21 protein-coding genes and 4 pseudogenes are annotated in these 24214 nt (G+C 34.6%); 14 read left to right on the top strand and 11 right to left on the bottom strand.

Annotated features, from left to right (window positions below; genetic code table 11):
• Nucleotides 1–810 precede the first annotated feature (810 nt).
• The 11 genes from ACZZ95_RS20935 to ACZZ95_RS20885 form a co-directional block, all read right to left on the bottom strand.
• The gene (locus tag ACZZ95_RS20935; RefSeq protein ID WP_463470504.1) at nucleotides 811–984 is read right to left on the bottom strand and encodes a T9SS type A sorting domain-containing protein; all 174 of its coding nucleotides are present in this window, start codon (nucleotides 982–984) and stop codon (nucleotides 811–813) included.
• Nucleotides 968–2764 carry an immunoglobulin domain-containing protein gene (locus tag ACZZ95_RS20930; protein WP_463470503.1) on the bottom strand — a complete coding sequence of 599 codons (1797 nt, stop codon included), beginning with the start codon at nucleotides 2762–2764 and terminating at the stop codon, nucleotides 968–970. Before ACZZ95_RS20930 ends, ACZZ95_RS20935 begins: the two co-directional genes overlap by 17 nt.
• Before the next feature lie 374 nt (nucleotides 2765–3138).
• Entirely contained in the window at nucleotides 3139–3423 is a 285-nt protein-coding gene (locus ACZZ95_RS20925) for a hypothetical protein (RefSeq protein WP_463470502.1), read from the bottom strand.
• 276 nt (nucleotides 3424–3699) lie between these two features.
• Nucleotides 3700–4536 carry a M24 family metallopeptidase gene (locus tag ACZZ95_RS20920; protein WP_463470501.1) on the bottom strand — a complete coding sequence of 279 codons (837 nt, stop codon included), beginning with the start codon at nucleotides 4534–4536 and terminating at the stop codon, nucleotides 3700–3702.
• Between the two features lie 116 nt (nucleotides 4537–4652).
• A complete protein-coding gene (locus ACZZ95_RS20915; protein ID WP_463470500.1) occupies nucleotides 4653–5090 on the bottom strand; it encodes an aminopeptidase P N-terminal domain-containing protein in 438 nt (145 codons plus the stop codon).
• A gap of 28 nt (nucleotides 5091–5118) precedes the next feature.
• The gene (locus ACZZ95_RS20910) at nucleotides 5119–5697 is read right to left on the bottom strand and encodes an alpha/beta hydrolase family protein (RefSeq protein WP_463471729.1); all 579 of its coding nucleotides are present in this window, start codon (nucleotides 5695–5697) and stop codon (nucleotides 5119–5121) included.
• Nucleotides 5588–7270, bottom strand: coding sequence for a DPP IV N-terminal domain-containing protein (locus tag ACZZ95_RS20905; RefSeq protein ID WP_463470499.1), 1683 nt, complete (start codon nucleotides 7268–7270; stop codon nucleotides 5588–5590). Before ACZZ95_RS20905 ends, ACZZ95_RS20910 begins: the two co-directional genes overlap by 110 nt.
• A gap of 35 nt (nucleotides 7271–7305) precedes the next feature.
• Nucleotides 7306–8253 carry a M1 family aminopeptidase gene (locus ACZZ95_RS20900; RefSeq protein ID WP_463470498.1) on the bottom strand — a complete coding sequence of 316 codons (948 nt, stop codon included), beginning with the start codon at nucleotides 8251–8253 and terminating at the stop codon, nucleotides 7306–7308.
• Complete coding sequence (locus tag ACZZ95_RS20895; protein WP_463470497.1) at nucleotides 8240–8743, bottom strand: gluzincin family metallopeptidase; 504 nt, start codon at nucleotides 8741–8743, stop codon at nucleotides 8240–8242. Before ACZZ95_RS20895 ends, ACZZ95_RS20900 begins: the two co-directional genes overlap by 14 nt.
• 1 nt (nucleotide 8744) lies before the next feature.
• Entirely contained in the window at nucleotides 8745–8978 is a 234-nt protein-coding gene (locus tag ACZZ95_RS20890; protein ID WP_463470496.1) for a hypothetical protein, read from the bottom strand.
• A gap of 264 nt (nucleotides 8979–9242) precedes the next feature.
• Nucleotides 9243–9998: an AraC family transcriptional regulator gene (locus ACZZ95_RS20885; protein ID WP_463470495.1), complete on the bottom strand. Its 756-nt coding sequence runs from the start codon at nucleotides 9996–9998 to the stop codon at nucleotides 9243–9245.
• A gap of 183 nt (nucleotides 9999–10181) precedes the next feature.
• Here ACZZ95_RS20885 and ACZZ95_RS20880 point away from each other — a divergent pair.
• The 14 genes and pseudogenes from ACZZ95_RS20880 (at nucleotide 10182) to ACZZ95_RS20815 (ending at nucleotide 24211) form a co-directional block, all read left to right on the top strand.
• Nucleotides 10182–11097 (top strand): annotated as a pseudogene (locus ACZZ95_RS20880) (dihydrodipicolinate synthase family protein).
• Nucleotides 11098–11150: 53 nt separating this feature from the next.
• Nucleotides 11151–12733 (top strand): annotated as a pseudogene (locus tag ACZZ95_RS20875) (aldehyde dehydrogenase (NADP(+))).
• Between the two features lie 10 nt (nucleotides 12734–12743).
• Nucleotides 12744–13745 (top strand): annotated as a pseudogene (locus ACZZ95_RS20870) (4-hydroxyproline epimerase); the annotation flags it as partial.
• Between the two features lie 155 nt (nucleotides 13746–13900).
• Nucleotides 13901–14263 (top strand): hypothetical protein, encoded by a 363-nt coding sequence (locus ACZZ95_RS20865; protein WP_463470494.1) that lies wholly within the window; start codon nucleotides 13901–13903, stop codon nucleotides 14261–14263.
• Between the two features lie 5 nt (nucleotides 14264–14268).
• Nucleotides 14269–15483: a DPP IV N-terminal domain-containing protein gene (locus ACZZ95_RS20860; protein WP_463471728.1), complete on the top strand. Its 1215-nt coding sequence runs from the start codon at nucleotides 14269–14271 to the stop codon at nucleotides 15481–15483.
• A complete protein-coding gene (locus tag ACZZ95_RS20855; RefSeq protein ID WP_463470493.1) occupies nucleotides 15398–15862 on the top strand; it encodes a prolyl oligopeptidase family serine peptidase in 465 nt (154 codons plus the stop codon). The genes ACZZ95_RS20860 and ACZZ95_RS20855 overlap by 86 nt, the downstream gene beginning before the upstream one ends.
• A 37-nt stretch (nucleotides 15863–15899) precedes the next feature.
• Complete coding sequence (locus ACZZ95_RS20850; protein ID WP_463470492.1) at nucleotides 15900–16199, top strand: alpha/beta hydrolase family protein; 300 nt, start codon at nucleotides 15900–15902, stop codon at nucleotides 16197–16199.
• A 34-nt stretch (nucleotides 16200–16233) separates the two neighbouring features.
• A complete protein-coding gene (locus ACZZ95_RS20845) occupies nucleotides 16234–17247 on the top strand; it encodes a hypothetical protein (protein ID WP_463470491.1) in 1014 nt (337 codons plus the stop codon).
• On the top strand, nucleotides 17240–18022 hold the full coding sequence (locus tag ACZZ95_RS20840; protein ID WP_463470490.1) for a DUF885 family protein: 783 nt from the start codon (nucleotides 17240–17242) through the stop codon (nucleotides 18020–18022). The genes ACZZ95_RS20845 and ACZZ95_RS20840 overlap by 8 nt, the downstream gene beginning before the upstream one ends.
• Nucleotides 18023–18036: 14 nt before the next feature.
• Nucleotides 18037–18309: an FAD-dependent oxidoreductase gene (locus ACZZ95_RS20835; RefSeq protein ID WP_463470489.1), complete on the top strand. Its 273-nt coding sequence runs from the start codon at nucleotides 18037–18039 to the stop codon at nucleotides 18307–18309.
• A 67-nt stretch (nucleotides 18310–18376) separates the two neighbouring features.
• Complete coding sequence (locus ACZZ95_RS20830) at nucleotides 18377–19288, top strand: NAD(P)/FAD-dependent oxidoreductase (RefSeq protein ID WP_463470488.1); 912 nt, start codon at nucleotides 18377–18379, stop codon at nucleotides 19286–19288.
• Between the two features lie 46 nt (nucleotides 19289–19334).
• Nucleotides 19335–20748: pseudogene (locus ACZZ95_RS20825) on the top strand (APC family permease).
• 474 nt (nucleotides 20749–21222) lie between these two features.
• Nucleotides 21223–22068, top strand: a complete 846-nt coding sequence (locus ACZZ95_RS20820) for a TonB-dependent receptor plug domain-containing protein (protein WP_463470487.1) — start codon at nucleotides 21223–21225, stop codon at nucleotides 22066–22068.
• Nucleotides 22028–24211 (top strand): SusC/RagA family TonB-linked outer membrane protein, encoded by a 2184-nt coding sequence (locus ACZZ95_RS20815; protein ID WP_463470486.1) that lies wholly within the window; start codon nucleotides 22028–22030, stop codon nucleotides 24209–24211. Before ACZZ95_RS20820 ends, ACZZ95_RS20815 begins: the two co-directional genes overlap by 41 nt.
• Nucleotides 24212–24214: the final 3 nt, after the last annotated feature.

Below are 24214 nucleotides of genomic sequence, written 5' to 3'. Positions count from 1 at the left end.
TAGAAAAGAATATATTTCTACAATATAAAAAGCTCCAGCGGAGTGACATTTTTATAATCTATAATATGTCACTCCGCTGGAGCTTTTTTTTATTTTTTTTATTGAAATTCTATAAATATTTTACCGCGCTGGGGTCCTTGCTGTTACAATGATTTTTATGGATGTTCCTTTTTATTTTAAAGAGCGATTTAAAAGGGGATAGTTTTTTTAGAAGCTTCGGAGAAGCGAAATATTTATAGCAAAGAAGATATTTCTACAATATAAAAAGCTCCGGAAGAGTGACATTTTTAAAATCTATAATATGTCACTCCGCTGGAGTTTTTTCATTTGTTTTATTGAAATTCTATAAATATTTTACCCTGATGGAGTCTTTGCTGTGACAATGATTTGTATGGATGTTTCTTTTTAGTTTAAAGAGCGATTTAAAAGGGGATAGTTTTTTTTGGAAGCTTCGGAGAAGCGAAATATGTATGTCAAAGAATATATTTCTACAATATAAAAAGCTCCGGAAGAGTGACATTTTTAAAATCTATAATATGTCACTCCGCTGGAGTTTTTTCATTTGTTTCTTTTTAGTTTAAAGAGCGATTTAAAAGGGGATAGTTTTTTTAGAAGCTTCGGAGAAGCGAAATATGTATAGCAAAGAATATATTTCTACAATATAAAAAGCTCCGGAGGAGTGACATTTTTATAATCTATAATATGTCGCTCCGCTGGAGTTTTTTTATTTTATGAAAATGACAAAAAAAACTGCACCTTCCAATTGAAAAGTGCAGTAAAATATTAAACTAATTTATTTCGCCAGCACTATTATTTTACAATAATCTTTTTAGTCTCTTTAAAATTTTGAGATTGAATAGTTACAAAATAGATACCTTTTGACAAATTACCAGTATGGTATTGTTCTTCTAGATTGTAGTTTTTATTTTCAAATACTACTTGACCGTCGCTGTTAGTTATTACTAAATTATAGGTTGCGAGCACTTTCATTTGATAATTTAATATTAAGTAAAGAAGCAGTATTAGTTGGATTTGGATAGACCAAAAAGTTGGAAGAAGAATTTGAAAAATCGGTAACGGCAAGATTATCGGTTATAACAGCTTTCCAATCCCACCAATTTTTATCTACGCTGGCAGTACTTACAGCGCCTTCTTCCAGTTTAATTTTATAGTTAAACTTCTTTTTACGAGTATCATTATTTTCAAAAATATAATCTGAATTACAAATTACGGCAAATATAACGCCATTTGCAGGAACACCTTGAGCGAAAGAAATCGTACAATCTCCCGCATAAACTGGTCGCGTATAAACAGTCTTTCCTTCTTTGGTACGATAACATAATTGAATCGACATATTTTCGCCTAATGGCTCAAAAAATACGGCGACTTGATTTCCCTGAACATGAATAGGAATAAAATTAGCGCCAGACCATCCAGGAAGGGTCTTTTCTTGTGGAATTAAGTATCCGTCCTCATCTGTAGTAGTTACAGCATAAGGCGTCGCTTTCCATTTTTCCACATTAATTAGAGCCGGTTGTTCAGGACCTAATTCGCGTCCCATATTATTCCGATACAAACTTAAAATTGGCTGTTCGAATTTTCCGAAATCAGATAATGCCAATCGCGCTCTATATTCTTGAACCATCTTACGTGTTTTAGCATCTCCTAAACCGTTAACAACACCATTACCATTTGCAATGCCTTCTAATACACGTCCTTCACAATAATTCCAAACCCACGGCAAACTTTTTTCATCCACAATTTCTCCTAAAAAGGTTGGAAACACAGAGCTGTACTGCACTCCTCCAATGATATCTCTAGTTAATCTTAAAGTTACTCCCTCCGAATTTTGAACTCCAGAATCTACACCCTCGGCAGAAGGCCCTCCAAATGAACCATCTTGAAGCCAACCGCTATAGCATTCTATAGGAATAAAAGGCGCGATAACAGAACCAGCACTTAACCATCCTAAATCGACATTACTATAGTCTGTACTTCCTGTTTTTTTGATGTCTAAAACCGTTTGAAGCCAAACATTTGAGCCTTCGTGAAACCACGCTGATTTTCTGCATCCAGGAAGGGAAGCATAAATTGCATGTATGCCTTCATGAACACAAGCCCCAGTTTGATACTGTGCATCTGGGAAAGTGGTATTAGGATCGAAACTGGCAACTGGATAATAAGATAAAAGAACCATTGGCCAGCTCTCTCCATCTGGAGTGCCGACGCCGCTCTGCCATCCTCCTAAATCTGTATTTGAAGCTGTGTCAGTACAGAGACCAGATCCAAATAAATACACAGAACTGCGATATCCTGCTCTATACAACTTGTCTGGAGGCCAGCCCATATTATCTCTTAGAAAAGTAAAGTCGCTGTCTAGACGTTTTAGCATTAAATCGACAGCCGTATCTGTGACTAAAGTGTTAGCATTTGGTCCTTGTACAAAAGTCCATGAACCCACATTAGTAGATTTAACGCCATTACAACCATTATAATTTGGATAATCCTCTTCTAAATTTTTTGTAGGTTTTGGAAAATCAGGATAGTCGCTTTTAAAATCATAATGAAGCGTTGTATCGTAACTTGGCCATGTACTGAAATCACTATTGTCTTCTTTTACAGTTAAATAAAAAGATAGAGTACTTTCGGTACCGCATTCATTAATATATACAAAACGATAGGTTCCAGAATTTTCTATTTGTAAATTAGATAAAGTAATGTTTTGGTCGTTCGATACAAAATTATTTGGACCGGTCCATTTCATTTTACCGCCCGTTGGATTGTTTGCAATTGAAGCTAAAAATTGTACACTTTCTGTTGGGGAAACAACAGCATAATTAAGCGGTTTTTGGCTTCCGTTATTTACTTCAACAGCGGCTGTCAGTCCTGTTGGATCACATTGGGTTGTTTCTACACCAAAAACTTGAAATTCAACTATACCAGTCGCTGTCTTGCTCTTAAAATAAACCCTTAATTTCTTAGTTTTAAAATTTAAATTTCCAATAGCATTAAATTGGTTTAAAGCTAATCCTACGTTGCCAACATTGATCCACTCAAGACCGTCCCAGTAGGTAATATAAGCATCTGTAGGTCGCGCAATACCTCCAAAATCAGTAAACCAATATAAGGAGACATTGTTTATTTCATGGGCAAAATCCCAATCATATTGGATCCAATTATAGGTGTTGTAGGTCGCTTCACCGTCCCAATTTCCATAAACTGGATTTGTTCTGTCATCAGAACTAATAGGGGGAAACCATCATTTACGGCACTGAGACTTTCCCATGGCGAAACATGAGATGTAGTAACTTTTGTTGAACTTAGCATTGCTAAATTCGTCTGAGCATTTAAATTTTCTGCTGTTAACACAAAGAGGCCAAGAAGTAGAAAAGATAAAAATCGGGGTAATTTTCTTTCTTTCATAGGATAAATTTTGGTTGTTAATTGTTTGTAAAAAAATATGCGGCATTATAGAATTGTACTTTTTTTAATAAGTTTACTTGATTCAAAATAATTCTTATTCTTTTGAATACTAAGTTAAGACTAGTCTTAATAAAATTATATGTACTTAATTATCTGATAATTAGTAAAAGTTAACCAGTATTTACTTTTAGATGAATTCCAAAAAAAAACCGTCTCATAATTTGAGACGGTTTTTTGAATTTTTATGTGAATGTTATAAAGGACTATTTCATAAATCTAATAATTCCTTAATGCTTCAATATCTTCTGCTGTTTTAGCGAGAGGCTTTCCTAAAAGTTTATGAGACTCTTTTGTAATGAGAAAATCTTCTTCTATACGAATACCTCCAAAATTTCTGTAGTCTTGAACTTTATCATAATTTATAAATTCACTGTGTTTTTTTTCTGCCTGCCATTGATCTATTAGTTCAGGTATAAAATAAATTCCGGGTTCTACGGTTAGGACAAATCCCTCTTCAAGTTCTTTTGCCAGACGCAGGGATTTTAACCCAAATTCAGTACTCTTTTTTAAAGTATCTGTGTATCCTATATATTCTTCGCCTATATTTTCCATGTCATGAACATCCATTCCCATCATATGACCTAAACCGCATTGAAAGAATAGAGTATGGGCACCTGCGGCTACGGCTTCATCCAAATCTCCTTTTACCAAACCAAGAGACTTCAATCCAGTTAAAATTTCTTTGCATGCGGTGAGATGTGAGTCTCTAAAGAAAGTTCTAGGTTTTAGAGTGGCTATTGCGACTTCTTCGGCTTGCAAAACAATATTATATATTTCTTTCTGCTTCGCTGTAAAAGTATTTGAAACAGGAAAAGTTCTTGTCATATCTCCCGCATAGTGCATGTTGTTTTCTGCTCCAGAATCACATAAAACTAATTGCCCTTCTTGCAAAATAGTATTGCCAGCATGATTGTGAAGGTATTGTCCGTTGACGGTTAGAATTATCGGAAAAGCAAGCTGACCGCCCAGACTAATTGCTGTGCCTTCAACTTGTCCTGCAATTTCATATTCGGTCATTCCCGGACGCGCGCTTTGTATTGCTTTTAAATGCATTCGTTGCAGTTATATCTACGGCTTTTTCAATCTCAATTAGTTCTTCGTTTGTTTTATAAGAACGCTGTGCAATTATGGCCTTTGATAATGCAATGGATGATTTTTTTGCTATATCATTAGGATGAATAGCTAACCATGAACTTAATTTTAAAGTAATTGCTCGCACGATAAGGAGCAAGAAAATGGATTGTACGTTTTTGCTGTAAAGCATCTTTTAGTACAGCTTCTACAAAAGAAAAAGGCTGTACGGTTGTAATTCCAGATTTTTCTGCATCACTATTTAGTGAGTCTTGTGGTCCAACCCAAACGGTTTGTTCGATTGTCAAATTATCACCAAATAATATTTCGATATCGGCATCAACATCGATTATTAAAAATAAAGAAGGACGATCTATCCCCGCATAATATAAAAAACTGCTGTCTTGTCTAAAATGATATATATTATCCTTGTAGTTCATTCCAACTTCTTCATTTCCGGGAAGAATAATTAGACCTGAACCAATTGCTTTTTTTAAGACTTGTCTTCTATTTATATAAGTTTCTCTACTAAACATATTTTTTTAACTTTTGTATTAAATGATATTATCTGCCTCCGCCAGGGCAGTGTTCTTTTAAGTATTGTGTAAATAATTGAGATAGATGTGCTGTTGTTCCTTCGCCCTCATCTATACTGTGCGTACGATTAGGATAAGTCATCATTTGAAATTGTTTTCCATTTTTTACCAATTCGTTAATAAGCATTTCCGCTCCCTGATAATGCACATTATCATCGCCAGTACCATGGATCAGTAATAAATTACCTTGAAGTTTATTGGCATAAGTAATAGGAGAGCCTTTTATAAAAGGTTCTTTATTTTCTTGAGGTAATCCCATGTAACGTTCCTGATAAATATTATCATATAATAATTGGTTCGGAACGGTCGCAATAGCAATTCCTGTTTTATAAATTTCAGGATATTGAAATAAAAGGTTCAATGTAGTAGAGCCTCCGCCGCTCCATCCCCATACAGCAATTCGATCTTTATCTACAAATGGCCATTTAAGTATTTCTTTAGCGACCATCGCCTGATCTCTTGTGTTTATAATGCCTACGTTTTGGTAGATCGATTTTCTCCATTCTGTACCTTTTGGAACTGGAGTTCCTCTTCCGTCTAAACTTATTTGGATGTATCCATCTGCTTGCAATATCGCCATTATATAAAAAAGTCTCAGCATAACCAGCGGCATCTTTTACAGTTGCACCTGCAGGTTCTGTGTAAACATAAAACAAAACGGGATATTTTTTCGAAGCATCAAACGGAGTTGGTTTGATCATCCATCCGTCAAGGGTAACATTATCAGCTGTTGTAATCTGAATCATTTCTACATTACCGCTCCCAGTCATGTTACGGTCATTTTCTTTTATTGTCTTTTGAGTAGAAATATTAATCCATTCTGATATTTTTTGGTTTTTATGGTTAGAAAAACGATGTTCAGCATATTTTGCATCAGGAGATAGGCGGTAAGTGTGCGTGCCGATTTCAGCGACTGGAGATACTTTTATGAGTTTTCCTTTTCCGTTTAATGCCGTTTTGTACAAATATTGCTGTGTAGCATTTTCTGGCGAAGCCAAAAAGTAAACAAAACCACTTTTTTCATCTACCGCTTTAATATCTATAACATCATATTTTCCATTGGTAACCAGAGTTTCTATTTTACCGTTTTTACTGATTCGGTACAAATGTTTCCAGCCATCTTTCTCGGATAATGAAAGAAATTCTTTTCCATTATTAATCCATTTCCAGCCTTCGTTTTCAGTTGTTAATACATCGATCCATGAATTGTTTTTTTCAGAATAAATCTGATTTACTTCGCCATTTTTGGGATCACATAAAAAGAGTTTAGCTTCGTTTTGTTTGCGATTTAATTGTTCCAGCAATATAGAAGAACCGTCAGGAATCCATTGCATTAACGGAATATAATGTTGTTTGGAGTCACCTGGAACTTTCATCCAAGTTGTCTGCTGTGTCGCGATATTTACCACGCCAACTTTACACGCCGAAGGATCTTCTCCAGCTTTTGGATATTCAACAGGAATTGTATAAGAATATATAGAATCTGTATTGTTGATCATTAAGAAGTTTTTGATTTTGGTAGCGTCAATCTGCCAGAATGCAATACTTTTTCCGTCAGGACTCCAGCGGAAACCATCTCTGCAATTAAATTCTTCTTCGTAAGCCCAATCAAAAGTTCCATTAATTAATCGGTCAGTTCCATCCACAGTTAGAGCTGTTTCTTTGCCGGAACTAAGATCTTCAACATATAAATTATGCTTGCTCACATAAGCGATAGAATTGTTGTCTGGTGACAGTTTAGCAAACATTAACGACGATTCCGGCCTGCTTTTTCCAATCTGATGCAATTCATTTGTTTCTCTGTTAAAAAGCCAATAATCCCCTCGCGTTTCCAGTCTCCATACTTTTTTCGAATTGGTGTAAATCAAAATTAATTTTTCATTATTGCTAAACTCAAAGTCTTTAATCTCCAGAGCGTTATTGCTTCCTTTTGCAGTAAGCTGTTTGGCATCAGTAATTTTAGTTCGAGTAAAGTTGGGTAATTCATACTGTATTATTTCTCCTTTTTCTACGGTGTAATAACTGTTGTTATTAGTCGCCCATTTTAGTTTTTGAGCATCGGCTTTTAGAAAAAGAAGAGTTAGAATTAAACAGAAAAAAAGAGTGATTGTTTTTTTCATTGTGTGGAAATAGACTTTAGTTAAGGATTGAATTTTTATTTTATGTTTGTTTCAAAGATAGGATTTATGTAATACATTTTTGTAATTGAAGCGGCATCAAATAGAGACAATTGATCTTTTGATATTACAGCATTCTGCCATTGATCTGTAGGTATTATTTTGATTTTTTCTTTCTCATTTTTTAATGTAAGCGGTAAATTAAAACCGCTTACACAGTTACTATAGCGGTAATACACTTTGGTTTTGTCTTTATTAAAATAGAATTCAAAACTAGGAATTTGTGTTGTTTTAAGATATTGGTCATAAACTTTACTGTAATTAAAATGAAGCTTTTCAGAAATATAATTTTCGATCTGTTTTGAATCTACAGTCTGATGATAAAATTCTTTTCCTAAGCCTCTGATTACTTCTCGAAATAAGGTGTCATTATCTACTCCATGTCGAATTGCATGAAGCATATTTCCTGCTTTAGGGTACATATCGTCGCTTCCTTGTGCATTGACATTATAATCGGGTATAATTGGTCTGTCGTTTTTTATTCCTTGACGAGTTCCTGCATTATATTCATTACCCGCTTGTCTGCCAAAGATATAATCGACAAAAAGAGTTTCGCTGTAATTAGTAAACCCTTCATGCACCCACATGTCGGCTAGGTCATTTGTTGTTATATTATTGCCAAACCATTCATGTCCGCTTTCATGAATAATAATAAAATCCCATTTCATTCCCCATCCAGTTCCAGAACCGTCATTTCCTCGATATCCTGGTTTATAGTGATTGCCGTAAGAAACAGCACTTTGATGTTCCATTCCTGTATGTGATGTTTCTATCAGCTGATAACCGTCTTCGTAAAAAGGATATGGTCCCATCCAATATTCAAATGCATTTAACATATTATGCACTTCTTTTGGCATATAGTTTTTTGCTTTTTCTAAATTATAGTCCAAAACCCAATAGTTTAGGTCTAAGTCAGCCTTTTTCACCTTTGTAAGTTTCTTTAAAGTTGACATATTTTCCAATGTATGGAATGATGCAGTAATTACTTATTGGACTTACGACAGCCCACTTATAAGCGGTTGTTCCATCATTATTTTTTTTCTTAAACTCTAATCGGCCATTAGCGATTGCGGTTAATGTATCGGGAACAATCATTGTTAAACTGGCGCCTTTATCAGGTTCGTCACTTTGGTGGTCTTTACAGGGATACCATACAGATGCACCCAAACCTTGACAAGCGACCGTCATCCACGGACGGCCCAGGGAATCTTTAGTCCAGATCCAGTCGCCATCCCAAGGAGCTCGTACTGCTTCATGAACTTTTCCGTGATAGAATATAGAAAGTTTATTAGTGGTTCTAATTTTAGATTTAGGCGTTTTAATATACCAAACACCATTTTCTTTTGCGAAACTTAATTTGTTTCCAGATTGAATTACACTGTCAATAACCAAAGGAAGTCGCAGGTCGATCTGCATTTTAGTACTGCTTTTTTTCCTGAACGGTTTTGTACGTTATACTGTTACTGCCAGATATTAATTTATTGTCGTAATCGGGTTTTACAACTATATCATAACGTAACACGTCCCACCATTGTCTTTCGGGAGTCAAACTGCCTCTTAATGTATCTGAAAGCGTATACGTTTTCGTTTTTTGTGCAAAAGAAATTAAATTAAAACACAAAAAAACAAGAGTGAAATATTTTCTAATCATGGTATTTTAAGATTGATATGTTTAAAAATTTAGTCACATGTCGCAAAACTTTTTGTTACAAGAAAAAAGTGTAGATTTTCAAAAGTATGCAGATTTAGTTGATTGAAGCTAGACTTTTATTATCAATATATAATAGAATATTACTTAAAAAATACCGAAAGCTATTAGGATTTAATAAGGGAGTTTTTAAACTCAAAAGGGGTTTTCTTTTTGATTTCTTTAAATTTTCTGTTGAAATTTGAAATGTTATTAAAACCGCTTAATTCAGAAATTTCGATTATCGATAATTCTTTGTTTTTTATAAGAAGCTTTGCGAGCATGTTCGATTCTTATTTCTATCAAAAATTGAAAAAAAGTCTTTTTAGTACGTGTTTTGAAATATTTGCAAAAAGCATTTTTTGTCATGTTTGCAATCTGGGCAATTTCATCCAAGGTGATGTTTTTTTGATAATGTGTCATTACAAAATCAAAAACCATCTGCATTCGTTTCCCCTCAGCGTCGGTAAAGGGTTTATTAAAAACATAATTAGAAAGATGTTTTTTGTCTGACTGGCTAAAAGATTTCAGCATAGACATTAGAAGAATAAAGCGGTCATACTTATCAACTTCTTTAAACTTTTTAAATTTCCTTATAATAGATGGTTTTGCATCTCTAATTTGTATTCCATTTTTAATAGCGGTAAAAAAAGGCTCTACTATATTTAATTCTGGTAAATTGAAAAACCCTTTACCAAAACCATTTTCGGTAAAGAAAACAGTGTACATAACAGACATTCCTTTACTTTCAGTAATATCACTTTTAAAAACATGTGGTAAATTGCTTCCTAATATAATAATGTCTCCTTTTTGATATTCGGTAATCATATCACCAACTAAAATTTTACCTTCTCCTTTTTTTATATAGCTAATTTGAATTTCTTCGTGCTGATGGTATTTATCATAAAAAATAGTTTCGCAGTCTTCTTGATAAATAAATGCTTCTTCACTTGATTTCGGGATTTTAAATGGAAAAACTTTCATTGCGTAATTATTTTTTATATTTTACGGAAAGATATAAAAATTAATAAAAGATGGATTAAAATTAATCTAGTTTTTGTTAAAATCTTATAAATGAGATAATATTGTATAGGTTTTTGATAATATTCTTAGATGAAATTTTTAGTACCCCTCGATACCTTTGAAATAAATAAAAATAGAAAAATTATGAATATTCAATGGAAAGGGGTAATGCCAGCTGTTACCACAAATTTTACAGCTGAAGACACTTTAGATTTTAAAATGTTTGAAAAAAATCTTACTTATCAATTAGATGCTGGAGTAGAGGGCGTTATTCTTGGAGGAACTTTAGGTGAAGCAAGTACACTTTTAGAAGAAGAAAAACAAGCTTTAATTCTGGAAACTGTCCGCATAGTTGATGGTAAGGTTCCTGTGATAATGAATATTGCAGAACAAACAACACGCAGCGCTATTGAAGCGGCAAACAAAGCCGAAGCTAATGGAGCAAGAGGTTTAATGATGCTTGCCTCCAATGCGTTATAAAGCTACAGATTACGAAACTGTTGAATATTTTACACAAGTAGCGAAAAATACTTCTTTACCTATTATGATCTATAATAATCCAGTTGATTATAAGATTGAGGTAACCTTAGACATGTTTGAAGAACTTCTAAAATTAGATAATATTCAAGCTGTTAAAGAATCTACAAGAGACATTTCAAATGTAACAAGAATAATCAATCGATTTGGAAGCAGGCTGAAAGTCCTTACAGGAGTTGACACATTAGGTCTTGAAAGTTTACTAATGGGCGCCGACGGATGGGTTGGAGGGCTTGTAGATGCATTTCCAGAAGAAACAGTTGCAATTTATAAATTAGCGAAGGCAGGAAGAATTCAAGAAGCTTTGACTATTTACCGTTGGTTTTTGCCTCTATTAGAACTTGATATTAATGCACAGTTAGTGCAGAATATTAAGCTGGCTGAGGTAGGAACAGAATTAGGAACGGAATATGTTCGTGCGCCAAGATTACCACTAATGGGAGATGAGAGAAAACGTGTTTTGGCTATCATAGAAAATTCATTAAAAAATAGACCTGTACTGCCAGAATATAAAAGCCTGTAGTCAAACTGATTTTTTTCAATTTTAGAATTACTTAACCCTATAATAACGAATACATGATTACTGGAAAAAATTACATAGGAAGTCAGCTGTCAGCCAGTGGCGATAAAACATTCAAAACGTTTAATCCGCAGGAAAACAGAGATAATCCTTGGCAGTTCACCGAAGCAAGTAATGAAGAAATAGAATTGGCGGCAACTCTTGCTGATAAAGCATTTTTAACATTTCAGAAATGTACTGGTAAACAAAAAGCGCTCTTCCTAAGAGCAATTGCCGAGGAAATAACAGCTTTAGGAGACAGCTTGTTAGATGTATATTGTCAGGAATCTGGTCTGCCTAGAGGACGCGCTGAAGGCGAAAGAGGAAGAACTATCGGACAGTTAAATGCTTTTGCTGATTTAGCGACTGAGGGTTCGTGGGTAGAGGCGACAATCGATACCGCTATTCCTGACAGAGTACCATTGCCTAGGGTCGATCTGCGTAAAATGATGCGTCCTTTAGGAACGGTAGTTGTTTTTGGATCCAGTAATTTTCCATTCGCTTATTCTACTGCTGGCGGCGATACAGCATCTGCATTGGTCGCTGGATGTCCGGTTATTGTCAAAAGTCATCCGATGCATGCAGGTACTGGAGAACTAGTGGCCTCGGCAGTTATTAGAGCTACTCAAAAAACGAATATGCCAGAAGGAGTTTTTTCTAATTTAAATAGCGACGGTATTGAAATAGGAGTCAAATTGGTAAAGCATCCTTTGGTTAAGGCAGTCGGATTTACAGGAAGTATAAAAGGAGGTCGTTCTTTATATGATTTGGTCGCACAGCGTGAGGAGCCAATTCCGGTTTTTGCAGAAATGGGAAGTATAAATCCTGTTGTAATCCTGCCGGAGGCCTTGAAGCATAATTCTGAAAAATGGGCAGTGCAAGTGCGGGTTCCATTACATTAGGAGCAGGACAGTTTTGTACTAACCCTGGATTGATACTCGGAATAAAAAGTGATTATTTAAAAACATTTGCAGATCAGCTTTCGGCTGAAATTTTAAAAATTTCTCCAAGCTGTATGTTAAACCCGTCTATTTATAAAAATTATCAGTCCAATAATCAGCTGTTGAGTTCGCAAAATGGAATTGAAGTTGTGGCAGAATATTCTCAAACAGAAAATCCGAATTATGCTTCGCAAAAAATACTGACCGTTTCAGGCAAAACCTTTTTAGAAAATCCAGTTTTGCACAAAGAGGTTTTCGGACCTTTTTCAATACTAGTGCAATGTCAAGACGAAATTGAACTGGTAACGATAATAGAAAAATTAGAAGGCCAGCTGACTGGTACTATTTTGGCCGAAGAAAATGAGATTGAAAATTATGAAGAAGTTATAGATGCCTTAGGGAACCGTGTTGGGCGAATAATTTTTAACGGACTGCCAACAGGGGTTGAGGTTTGTCCGGCAATGGTGCATGGCGGGCCTTATCCTTCTTCTTCAGATTCTAGGTTTACTGCCGTTGGAATTGACTCAATTAAGCGATGGGTGAGACCTTTTAGTTATCAAAATTGGCCAAACAATAAGCTTCCTGAGGCACTTCAAAATGAAAATCCGCTTGGAATTTCCAGATTAGTTAATAATGTTCAAACAAGAGATTTAATTTAATTATGGCTAAAAAAACTTTTTTTGTGTAGATGCACATACCTGCGGAAATCCTGTTAGAGTTGTTGCTGGCGGCGGTCCAAACTTAATAGGGGCGAACATGAGCGAGAAAAGACAGCATTTTTTAAGCCAATATGACTGGATTCGCAAAGGATTAATGTTTGAACCTCGCGGACATGATATGATGAGCGGGAGTATTTTATTTCCGCCAAGTAATCCTGAAAACGATTTTGGTATTCTGTTTATCGAAACATCGGGCTGTCTGCCTATGTGCGGACATGGTACAATTGGTACAATTACGATTGCCATCGAGGAAGGATTAATAAGTCCAAAAATTCCAGGAAAAATCAATATGGAAGCTCCTGCGGGACTTGTCAAAATTGAATATAAAGAGGTTAATAAAAAAGTAGAATGGGTTAAATTAACGAATGTAAAATCGTATTTAGCGACTGAAAATTTAACCATAGACTGCCCAGAATTAGGGGAGTTAATTTTTGATGTTGCTTATGGCGGGAATTATTATGCAATTGTAGATCCGCGACAAAACTTTTCAGGAATTCAGGATTTTACAGCCAGTAAGATTGTTCAATACAGTCAGGTTGTGAGAGCAAGGATTAACGAAAAATATCCTAATCTGTTTATTCATCCTGAAAATGATACCATAAGAGATGTGAGTCATATGTTGTGGACAGGCACACCATTGGATCCGACTTCATCAGGAAGAAATGCTGTTTTTTATGGAGATAAAGCGATAGACAGGTCACCTTGCGGTACAGGTACATCGGCAAGGATGGCGCAATTGCATGCGAAAGGGTCGCTTAAAAAAGGAGACGAATTTATACATGAAAGTTATATCGGAAGTAAATTTGTCGGCAGAATTGAAGAAGAAACTTCGATAGGCGATCTTAAGGCAATTGTTCCCAGCATTCAAGGATGGGCCAAAGTATATGGTTACAACACCATCATAATTGATGAGGAAGATGATCCATACGCACATGGATTTCAGGTTTTGTAATTCAATTTCCTGAATTAACAGTTTTTTATTTTCTACAATTTGTTTACGTATTGCGAATAGGCTTATAGTCTGCTTTCTGGCGACCTTGTTCTATTCGCAGACAGATTTTGTTTCTATAATTATAAATAGGGAAGTCTCCTTGTATTTGGATAACTATGAAAAATAAAATAAGCATTCTTGCCTTTTTAGGATTGTTTTTGGGCTGTAACTTATATGCGCAAAATAAAGAAACGACGGAATATCGCCCCTCTAAAACCGAAATTTTAGAACGTTATAAAAAAGCTTTACAACTGGATGCGACAGTTAAAAATACTGTTTTTAAGACTAGTATAAAACCACAATGGCAAAGTGATGGAAAATCGTTTTGGTATGTGAATGTTCTAAAAGATAGTGTTACTGAATATATCTTGGTCGATGCAGAAAAAGGAGTAAAAAGTACCTTGTTTGATGAACCAAAGTTGAAAAAAACTTTAAGTTTTATAACAGAAATAAAAGCTCCGAAAAAAGCCTACTTCTAGACAGTATAAATTACGATGCGAAAACAAAATCAATAGCGTTAAAATATGATAAAAACTATTATCAGGTTAAGCTTTCAGATTACAGCATTCAAAAAATCACCTCTCTTCCTAAAGATGTTACTAAGTATCCTAGTTTAAATCATCAGTGGCAAAGATGGAATTCCTTTCGTACAGACAGCATTTCACCCAATAAAAAATGGCTCGCTTTTATAAAAGATAATAATGTATTTATTAAACCAGTTGCTGGAGGAGATCCAATGCAATTTACCAAAGATGGAACAAAAGAAAAACCATACGGCTCTCTAGCATGGGCTCCAGACAGTAAATATATTGTGGGATATCATATTACTCCCGTTGTCGATTTACCAGTTCATTATGTTTTAACATCGGTTGCCAATACTACTCGCGGAGAATTGCATTCACAGCCCTATAAACAGCCGGGAGATCCTTTTACAACTTATGAAATGTATTTGTTTCATGTTGAAAATCAAAAAACAGCAAAAGTAAACGCACCGATAATTGATTTTTTTGATGCTCCAGAATTACATTGGCGAAAAGATAATCCTAGTTATTTCACTTTCGAAAAAGTAGATCGAGGCCATCAAAGATTTAGAATTTTTGAAGTTAGTGCTCAAACTGCCGAAAGCCATTCTGTAATCGATGAAAAAGCAAATTCTTTTATTTACGAATCAAGATTGTTTACGCACTATCTTAAAGAGAGTAATGAAATTGTGCTGTCATCAGAGAAAGACGGCTGGAGACATCTTTATCTTGTTGATGTTATAACGGGTAAAGAAAAAAAACAAATTACAAAAGGCGAATGGGTTGTTCGAAGCATAGACAGCATCGACGAAAAAAAGAGAGAAATATGGTTTTCGGCAAGCGGAATGAATCCGAATGAAGATCCTTACTATGTTCACTATTACCGTATAGGTTTTGATGGAAAAAAATTAGTAAATCTTACCCCTTCAAAAGGGAACCATATTGTTACTTTTTCGAACAATAAACAATATTACATAGATTCTTACTCAGAGTCTAATGTAGCGACGAGCATTGAATTTCATCGTACTTCAGATGGAAAAAAAATAATAGATCTAGAAAAATCAGATGCTTGCGGCTTATCTAGCTACAGGAATGTCTCTGCCAGAACCTTTTCATGCAAAAGGCAGAGATGGTGTTACAGATATTTGGGGTATAATATGCCGTCCAGCAGATTTTGATCCCAATAAAAAATATCCTGTTATCGAAAGTATTTACGCAGGTCCGCAGGATTCTTTTGTTCCAAAAAATTTTATGGATAGATACACTACAGAAATGCAGAGTTTAGCGCAGTTAGGATTTATAGTGGTGCAAATTGATGGCATGGGTACGGCAAATAGATCAAAAGCTTTTCATGACGTCTGCTGGAAGAATTTAAAAGATGCTGGTTTTGAAGATCGAATTTTATGGATCAAAGCTCTGGCAAAAAAATATTCGTATGTCGATGATTCTAGAGTAGGGTTGTATGGTACTTCTGCTGGAGGGCAAAATGCTTTAGGAGGTTTATTGTTTCATCCAGAATTTTACAAAGCTGGAGTGGCGGCACTGCGGCTGTCATGATAATCGGGTTGATAAACAATGGTGGAACGAACAATGGATGGGATATCCTGTTGGAGAGCATTATCAAGAACAGTCTAATGTTACCAATGCGGGCAAACTTACAGGAAATTTACTGTTAGTAATTGGAGAAGCCGATGAAAATGTGCCTCCAGAATCTACTTATCGCGTTGCCGATGCCTTGATAAAAGCGGGAAAAACGTTCGAATTTCTGCCTCTTCCAAGTGTTGGTCATAGTGATGGCGGACCTTATGGAAGACAAAGAAAACGTGATTTTTTTGTAAAGCATTTATTAGGAGTAGATCCTCCTAGTCGAAATAATAATGAATTAAATCAGTAATCGCTTTCAATCATTTAATTATACCAAACCAACCATGATTAAAACCAAAAAAAATAGAATTCGTTTTTCTCTTGTATTGTTTTTAATTGTCTTATGGCCTGCATTATTTTTTGGACAGAATTTCAGTTCAGATTTGTATTTGCAAACCAGCGAAGTAAACAATACAATGGTGCATTATGAAGCCGATAAAGGAAGCATAATGCGGTTTTATCTTGCCAATAGTAATGCTGATACTTTTGGAATACCATACGATGAGAATAATTATAATACTCCCGAACGAAGAACCCGACGTTTACAATTAATTTCAGATTATAAAAAAGTACTGGAGGGATTAAATTTCGACGCTATGAATATCAATGGCAAAGTAGATTATATTTTATTTAGCAGAAATTTAAGTAATGAAGAATATGAGCTAGTACAACAGCAAAAATTATACAACAAGATAAAAAGCTATTTTCCGTTTGACGAAAAAATTTATGCCTTAGAAAAACCACGCCGAAGAGGAATTAAAGTTAATGGAGAAATAGGCGCAAAAGAATTAGAAGATTTACGCAAAGCAATCAATGAACAAATCAAAAGTGCGGCAAAAATAGAAGGTCTGGATAAAGCTTCTTCAGAATTTGCTGTTTTAAATGCGAAAGGTTTACAGGAAATTTTGAAAAACTATTTTGACTTTTATAATGGTTACGATCCCTTGTTCTCTTGGTGGGTTCCTAAAACGTATACTGAAGTTGATGCGGCTTTGGCAGAATATGCAATTCTGTTAAAATCAAAAAGAAAAGATACTAGTACGCAAAAAGAGGATGGAAGCGGTATAGTTGGAAATCCCATAGGAAGAGAAGAATTAATTCGTCAGTCGCAAACAGAATTTATACCTTATTCACCAGAAGAACTGGTAGCTATTGCCAATAAAGAATTTGCCTGGTGTGATGCGGAGTTATTAAAAGCTTCCCGCGAAATGGGCTTTGGGGATAATTGGAAAGCGGCGCAGGAGAAAGTTAAAAATTCTTTTGTTACGCCCGGAGATCAAGCCGCAGGCAATGCTTGATTTGTACAATCAGTCTGTAGATTTTTTAAAACTCCATAATCTTTTAACAATACCGCCAATTGCAGAAGAAAGCTGGCGAATGTATATGATGTCGCCCGAAGCGCAGAAAATAAATCCATTTTTTCTAGGCGGTGAATCTCTTATCATCTCTTACCCTACAAGCACTATGTCTTACAGCGAGAAAATGATGAGTATGAGAGGCAATAATCCAAATTTTTCTAGAGCTACCATTCATCACGAATTAATTGCAGGTCATCATTTGCGGCAATTTATGAGAGATCGATACAAAGCCTATCGCCATTTTGATACTCCATTTTGGGTTGAAGGAAACTCATTATATTGGGAAATGCTGTTATGGGATTTGAAATTTCCTCAGACACCGCAGGATAAAATTGGAATGCTGTTTTGGAGAATGCATCGATGTGCACGAATTATTTTTTCTTTAAACTATCATTTAGGAAAATGGAGCCCGCGACAATGCATCGATTTTTTAGTAGACCGAGTGGGACACGAACGCGCCAATGCGGAGGGAGAAGTGCGCCGGTCATTTGTTGGCGGTTATAGTCCATTATATCAAATTGCCTATATGTTGGGAGGATTGCAGTTTACTGCATTAAAAGAAGAATTAGTCACAAGCGGAAAAATGACTTATCAGCAATATCATGATGCTATTTTGAGAGAAAATGCAATGCCAATAGAATTGTTAAGAGCACTATTAACCAATCAGTCCTTGCAGAGAGATTTTAAAACCAGTTGGAAATTTTACAAACTTTAGATATAAGCACATTTATGAAACATGTAATAGTAATAGGCGGAGGAATTATAGGACTTAGCTCGGCATTTTATTTACAGCAAAGCGGCTGTAAGGTTACCGTTATAGATAAAGACAATTTCGAAAACAATTGTTCCTATGGTAATTTAGGATACGTTTGTCCGAGTCATTTTATACCATTGGCGACACCCGGAATAGTGTGGCAGGGATTCAAATGGATGTTTAATTCTAAAAGTCCTTTTTATGTCAAGCCTTCATTGAATAAAGCAGTCGCTAGATTGGGGAATTAATTTTGTAAAAAGTGCTACAGAAACAAATGTCAGCAAATCGGCTGTTCCGCTTCGAGATATATCGTTATTGAGTCAGAATGAATTTTTAGAATGGAAAAAAATTCCAGGATTTGAATTTGCATATGAACACAAAGGAATGCTGGAAGTTTTTCAGACAGAAGGAGTTGCTAAACACGCTGAGCATACTGTTTCAAAAGCAAAAGAATTAGGTCTCGATGTAAACTTATTGGACTATTCCGCCTTGCAGGCATTAGAGCCCCAGACAAAAATAAATGCAATAGGAGCTGTCCAGTTTAATTGTGATGCGCATGTTTATCCAAATAAATTAATGAAAGTTTTAAAAGAGCATTTACTAGCAAATGGTGTTGATTTCAAATATGGAGAAACTGTTGTTTCTTTTGAAAAGGAAAATAGTGCTGTTAAAAAAGTAATTACTAACGAGCAATCTTATGAAGCAGATGAAATTGTGATTGCAACGGGAGCATGGACCAAAGAAATTGCCGCCTTAGTAAATACTAAAATATCGCTTATGCCGGGAAGAGGTTATTCTATAACATTAGAAGATTCGATTTATAAAGTCAATCATCCGATGATTCTTGCAGAAGGGAGAGTAGCAATAGCACCAATGGATGGTAATAAAATTAGATTTGGAGGTACAATGGAGGTGGTGCCTACAACCGAAAAACCTCAATATGAGCGTATTAACGGCGTGTTGAATGCCGTTAAAGATTTCCTGCCAGAATTTGATATTCAGAAACCAGCAGATGAGAATATCTGGTATGGTTACAGACCTTGTTCGGCAGATGGACTCCCTTACATTGGGCGAATAAAAAAATACAATAATGTTATTGTTGCAACTGGACATTCCATGATGGGACTGAGTCTTGGTCCAGGTACAGGAAAATTGGTTTCAGAATTAGTGCATAGAAAAGCCACCAGTATTAATGTAGATGCTTTTGAAGTGGAAAGATTTGGGTAGATAAAACTTTTTTAACAGATTTTCATTCAATATAAAAACAAAAAATATGGAATCAACAACAAAAAAAAATAATTTCAAAAGATCATTAGGATTATTAGATGCTACTATGATCGTTGCTGGTTCCATGATTGGGTCAGGAATCTTCATCGTTAGTGCAGACATAATTCGGAATGTAGGCTCAGCAGGTGCTTTATTATTAATTTGGCTGTTTACTGGTTTTCTTACAATAGCTGCAGCTTTAAGTTATGGCGAATTAAGCAGTATGTTTCCTAAGGCTGGAGGGCAGTATGTTTATTTAAAAGAATCTTTCAATTCACTTACAGGTTTTTTATACGGCTGGAGTTTTTTTGCAGTTATACAAACAGGTTCAATCGCGAGCAGTTGGTGTTGCTTTTAGCAAATTTGCGGCGTATGTTTTTCCTTCATTAAGCGAAAACAATATTATTATAAACTTAAATTTTCTACAAATATCCACGACACAATTAACTTCTATAATTCTTGTTGTTTTTCTTACCTATATCAATACAAGAGGAGTTCAAGAAGGAAAAATAATTCAGACCATTTTCACCATGGTAAAATTAATTGCGTTATTCGGACTTATCATTTTTGGTTTTATACTCGTCGCAAAAGCAGATATCTGGAAAGCAAATTGGAGTACAGGTTTTTCTATAAATAAATTAGAAGGAAATACGCTGGTTCCTTACTCCGGATTTGCTGTTATGGGAGCCTTAGCGGCAAGTCTTGTGGGCAGTTTATTTAGCAGTGATTCATGGAATAATGTTACGTTTATTGCTGGCGAAATAAAAAATCCTTCTAAAAATATTGGGAGAAGTCTTTTCCTAGGCACATTGATTGTTACCATAATTTACATTGCGACCAATATGATGTATTTGTCGGTTCTTTCTATAAACGAAATTGCACATGCCGAAAACGATCGTGTGGGTGTAGCGACATCACAGCAAATTTTTGGAAGTTCAGGAACTTATATTATCGCGATATTATTAATGGTATCCACTTTTGGATGTAATAATGGTTTAATACTCTCAGGCGCACGTGTTTATCATACTATGGCTAAAGATGGGTTGTTTTTTAGAAAAATAGCACAGTTGAATAAAAATGGAGTGCCGGAAAAAGCATTATGGATGCAGTGTATTTGGGCATCAGTACTTTGTTTAAGCGGGAAATATAATGAACTTTTGGAGTATGTAATTTTTGTTGTTTTAATATTTTACATTTTAACTATAGCAGGAATTTTTAGACTTCGTAAGACAAAACCAGATTTAGCGCGCCCATACAAAGCAATTGGGTATCCAGTACTGCCTTTTATTTATATAATTTCGGCTTTAACTATTTGTATTATGCTGTTAATCTATAAATACAATTCTTCAATTCCAGGATTAGCTATTGTACTTTTAGGAATACCTATTTATTACTATTTTGTAAATAAAGACAATAAATAGTATTACTGCTTTATAAAGAAATAAAAGCTTTTAATTCTTTATAAAAAAAGGGATTCATTTGTATTCGTTTTTTTTCTTAACGGTTACTTATTAAAATACCAAACTGCCCATCTCAATTAATAGTTATTAATTAGGATGGGCTTTAATTTTGCCAATATCTCATTTTTTTTGAATAAATTTTATTATTTGATTATTTTAGGTGTTTTGTATTATGGTTTATTTAGTGAATTGAATAATTTGGTGTTATTTAATCTGTAGAATTAACATCTTTTTTTTAAATAATATTTTTTTATTCTGTTTTGATTAGAAAAATGCAATAAGAGGATAATATAATACAGCTTTCGGATAAATTGTTGGCTTTCTTGAGATTGGTTATCATATAACTTTACAAGTGTTTAAAATACACAATTGAATATTTTGTGTATTGAAAAGAAGAATATTTTAACTAAACAAAAACCAAAAAACCAAAAAGCTATGAATTTTACTAACCATTCAGTATTGCAAAGTTTTGGAAATAAACTGTTAGAGAAAAAACTGGGATTTACCATTTTTTTTCTTTTAATGTTTTTGAATTCCATTGCACAAACAAAGATTCAAGGTTCTATAAAAGATATTAATGGGGGACCTATTTCCGGGGTATCAATTATAGAAAAGAATACATCTAATAATGCTGTATTATCAGATTTTGATGGTAATTTCCAAATAACACTTCAAAAACTAAATTCTAAATTGGTTGTTTCCTATGTGGGTTTTATATCTCAAGAAGTTACCGTTACAAATAATAAGGTAGAGATAGTGCTGCGCGAAAGTGTAGAGCGACTATCTGATGTTGTTGTAGTCGGTTACGGTACCCAGAAAAAATCAAGAGTTACAAGTGCTATTGCCAGTATCAAAGAAAAAGATTTTACGCGAGGCGCAATTAGGGATGCTTCGGATCTTATAAAAGGAAAAGTTGCCGGTTTAACAATTAGCGGCGGTTCTGGAGATCCTTCAGTCGCACCAAATATTTCATTACGTGGTATATCTTCTTTAAAAAGCGGATCTGCTCCTTTGGTTTTAATTAATGGTGTGCCTGGCGGCATCGATACTGTTTCTCCAAATGAAATTGCTTCAATTGAGGTATTAAAAGATGCCTCAGCCACTGCAATTTACGGAACACGAGGAGCTAATGGAGTAATTTTAATTACTACAAAAACGGTTAATAAAGAGATGCGACCTACGATTACCTATTCTACCTTTACTACAGTATCTAATTTTGCTAAGAAAGCAGATTTTTTAGATGCGGCAGGGGTTAAGAAGTTTGATTTCACAAGGCGTTAAAGTTCCTTTTACAGATGAGGGCGCAACTACAGATTGGCTGGATCAAATTTCAAGAAGCAGTTTTGCTCAAAATCATAACCTAGATCTTAAAGGAGGAACTGCAAAAACAAACTATGCAGTAAATTTAAATTATGTAGATCAAACAGGGGTTTTTAATGGTACATTTAATAAAGAATATAGATTCTCATTTGATGTTAATCATAGAATGTTCAATGATAAATTAAAAATTAATTTGAACTTATTGAATGGAACACAAAAAATGGGAATACATCCTGATGTAGCAGGTTATGCTTACAGACAGGCTATGATTCGAAACCCTACTGCTCCTGTGTATAAACCCGATGGTACTTATGCAGAAACCAATAGATTTCAGTATTATAATCCAGTTGCAATCTTAAATGAAACAGATCAAGACAGACAAAGTACTTGGCAGAGGTTTACAGCTAACTTAACTTTAGATTTATTGCCGGGTTGGGACGTAAGCGCTTTGCTTGCCAAAAATAAAAATTCAGGTTTAGATGGATATTCTGAAAGCAAAAAACACTACTCTAATACAATAAACGGAAGAAATGGAGTAGCTTCAAGAAATACTGGGCAGACAGACAGGGATTTCGTGGAATTCACTTCTAAGTATAATAAAAAATTCGATAAGCACGAGTTTACATTACTTGGCGGTTACAGTTATCAATATACTGTTAATGAAGGTTTTTCTGCTTCTAATTTTGATTTTCCTACAGATGCCTTTTCTTATAATAATTTAGGAGCGGGTAATGCTCTTTCTGACGGAAAAGCATCTATGGGCAGTTATAAAAATGATGATAAATTAATTGGTTTCTTCGGAAGAGTTAATTATAATTTTAATAATAAATACGATCTTTTGTTTAGTATTAGAAGAGAGGGATCTTCTAAGTTTGGTCAAAATCATAAATGGGGTAATTTCCCTGCCGTTTCTGCAGGATGGAGTATTAATAAAGAGTCTTTTCTAAGCGATGTTTCTGCTGTAAACAACTTAAAATTAAGAGCAGGTTATGGTGTAACAGGAGTAATACCTACAGATTCTTATTTATCTCAAACTTTGTACAATTACGACGGCTATTTCTTTAATGACGGAAAATGGGTAAAAGGATTAGTACCGGCAAGTAATCCGAATCCTGATTTACGCTGGGAGAAAACAGCTGAGGTAAATGTGGGTATTGATTTTGGTTTTCTAAATAATAGAATCAGCGGAAGTTTTGATGTCTACAGCAAAAAAACAAGCGATATGTTATGGGATTATAGTGTGCCGACACCTCCCTATTTATATTCTAGTATTACTGCAAATGTTGGAAAAATGGAGAATAAAGGTTTTGAGGTTCTGCTAAATATAATTCCAGTTAAGAGCGAAAATTTTATGTGGAATTCGTCTATGACTTTTTCTCATAATAAAAATAAATTAACAAGTCTTTCAAATGATTTGTATAGTATTGATAGAAACTTTATTAATACGGGAGATACTGGAGATCCAATCTCATTTACTACACATAGATTAGAAGTGGGGCAGGCTATTGGAAATTATTGGGGATTGAAATCAGTTGATATTACCGATGATGGAAAATGGATTATTGAAACCGCAGATGGTACAAGAAAAACATTGACACCAGATTTGTACAATGATTCTAATAAACAGTATTTAGGTAATGGAATACCAAATTATGTTGCAGGCTGGACTAATACATTTACTTACAAAAAATTTGATTTAAGTATTGTAATGACTGGAGCTTTTGATTTTCAAATATTGAATTCTCAGCGTATGTTCTATGAAAATCCGACGATAAATTACAACATGTTAAGTTCTGCATTTGATAAAGTATATGATAAAGCGGTTTTAAACTATAACCAAACATACGTTAGTTACTATCTGGAGCAGGGAGATTACGTAAAAGTGGATAATGTTACATTGAGTTATAATTTTGATGTTAAGCCTTACACATTTATCAGCGGAATGCGTGTATATGCATCAGCAAATAATTTAGCTGTTATTACAAAGTATAAAGGTCTGGATCCTGAAATTGCCAGAGATAATGTTTTGTCGCAAGGTTTAGACAACAGAGATAAATATCCCACTACAAGAGGTTTTACTTTAGGTTTAAATGTAACTTTTTAAAAA

The sequence above is a fragment of the Flavobacterium sp. AC267 genome (assembly GCF_979258715.1).
Note: the sequence above shows the minus strand (reverse complement) of the source record. Positions and strands in the feature narration are given on the sequence as shown.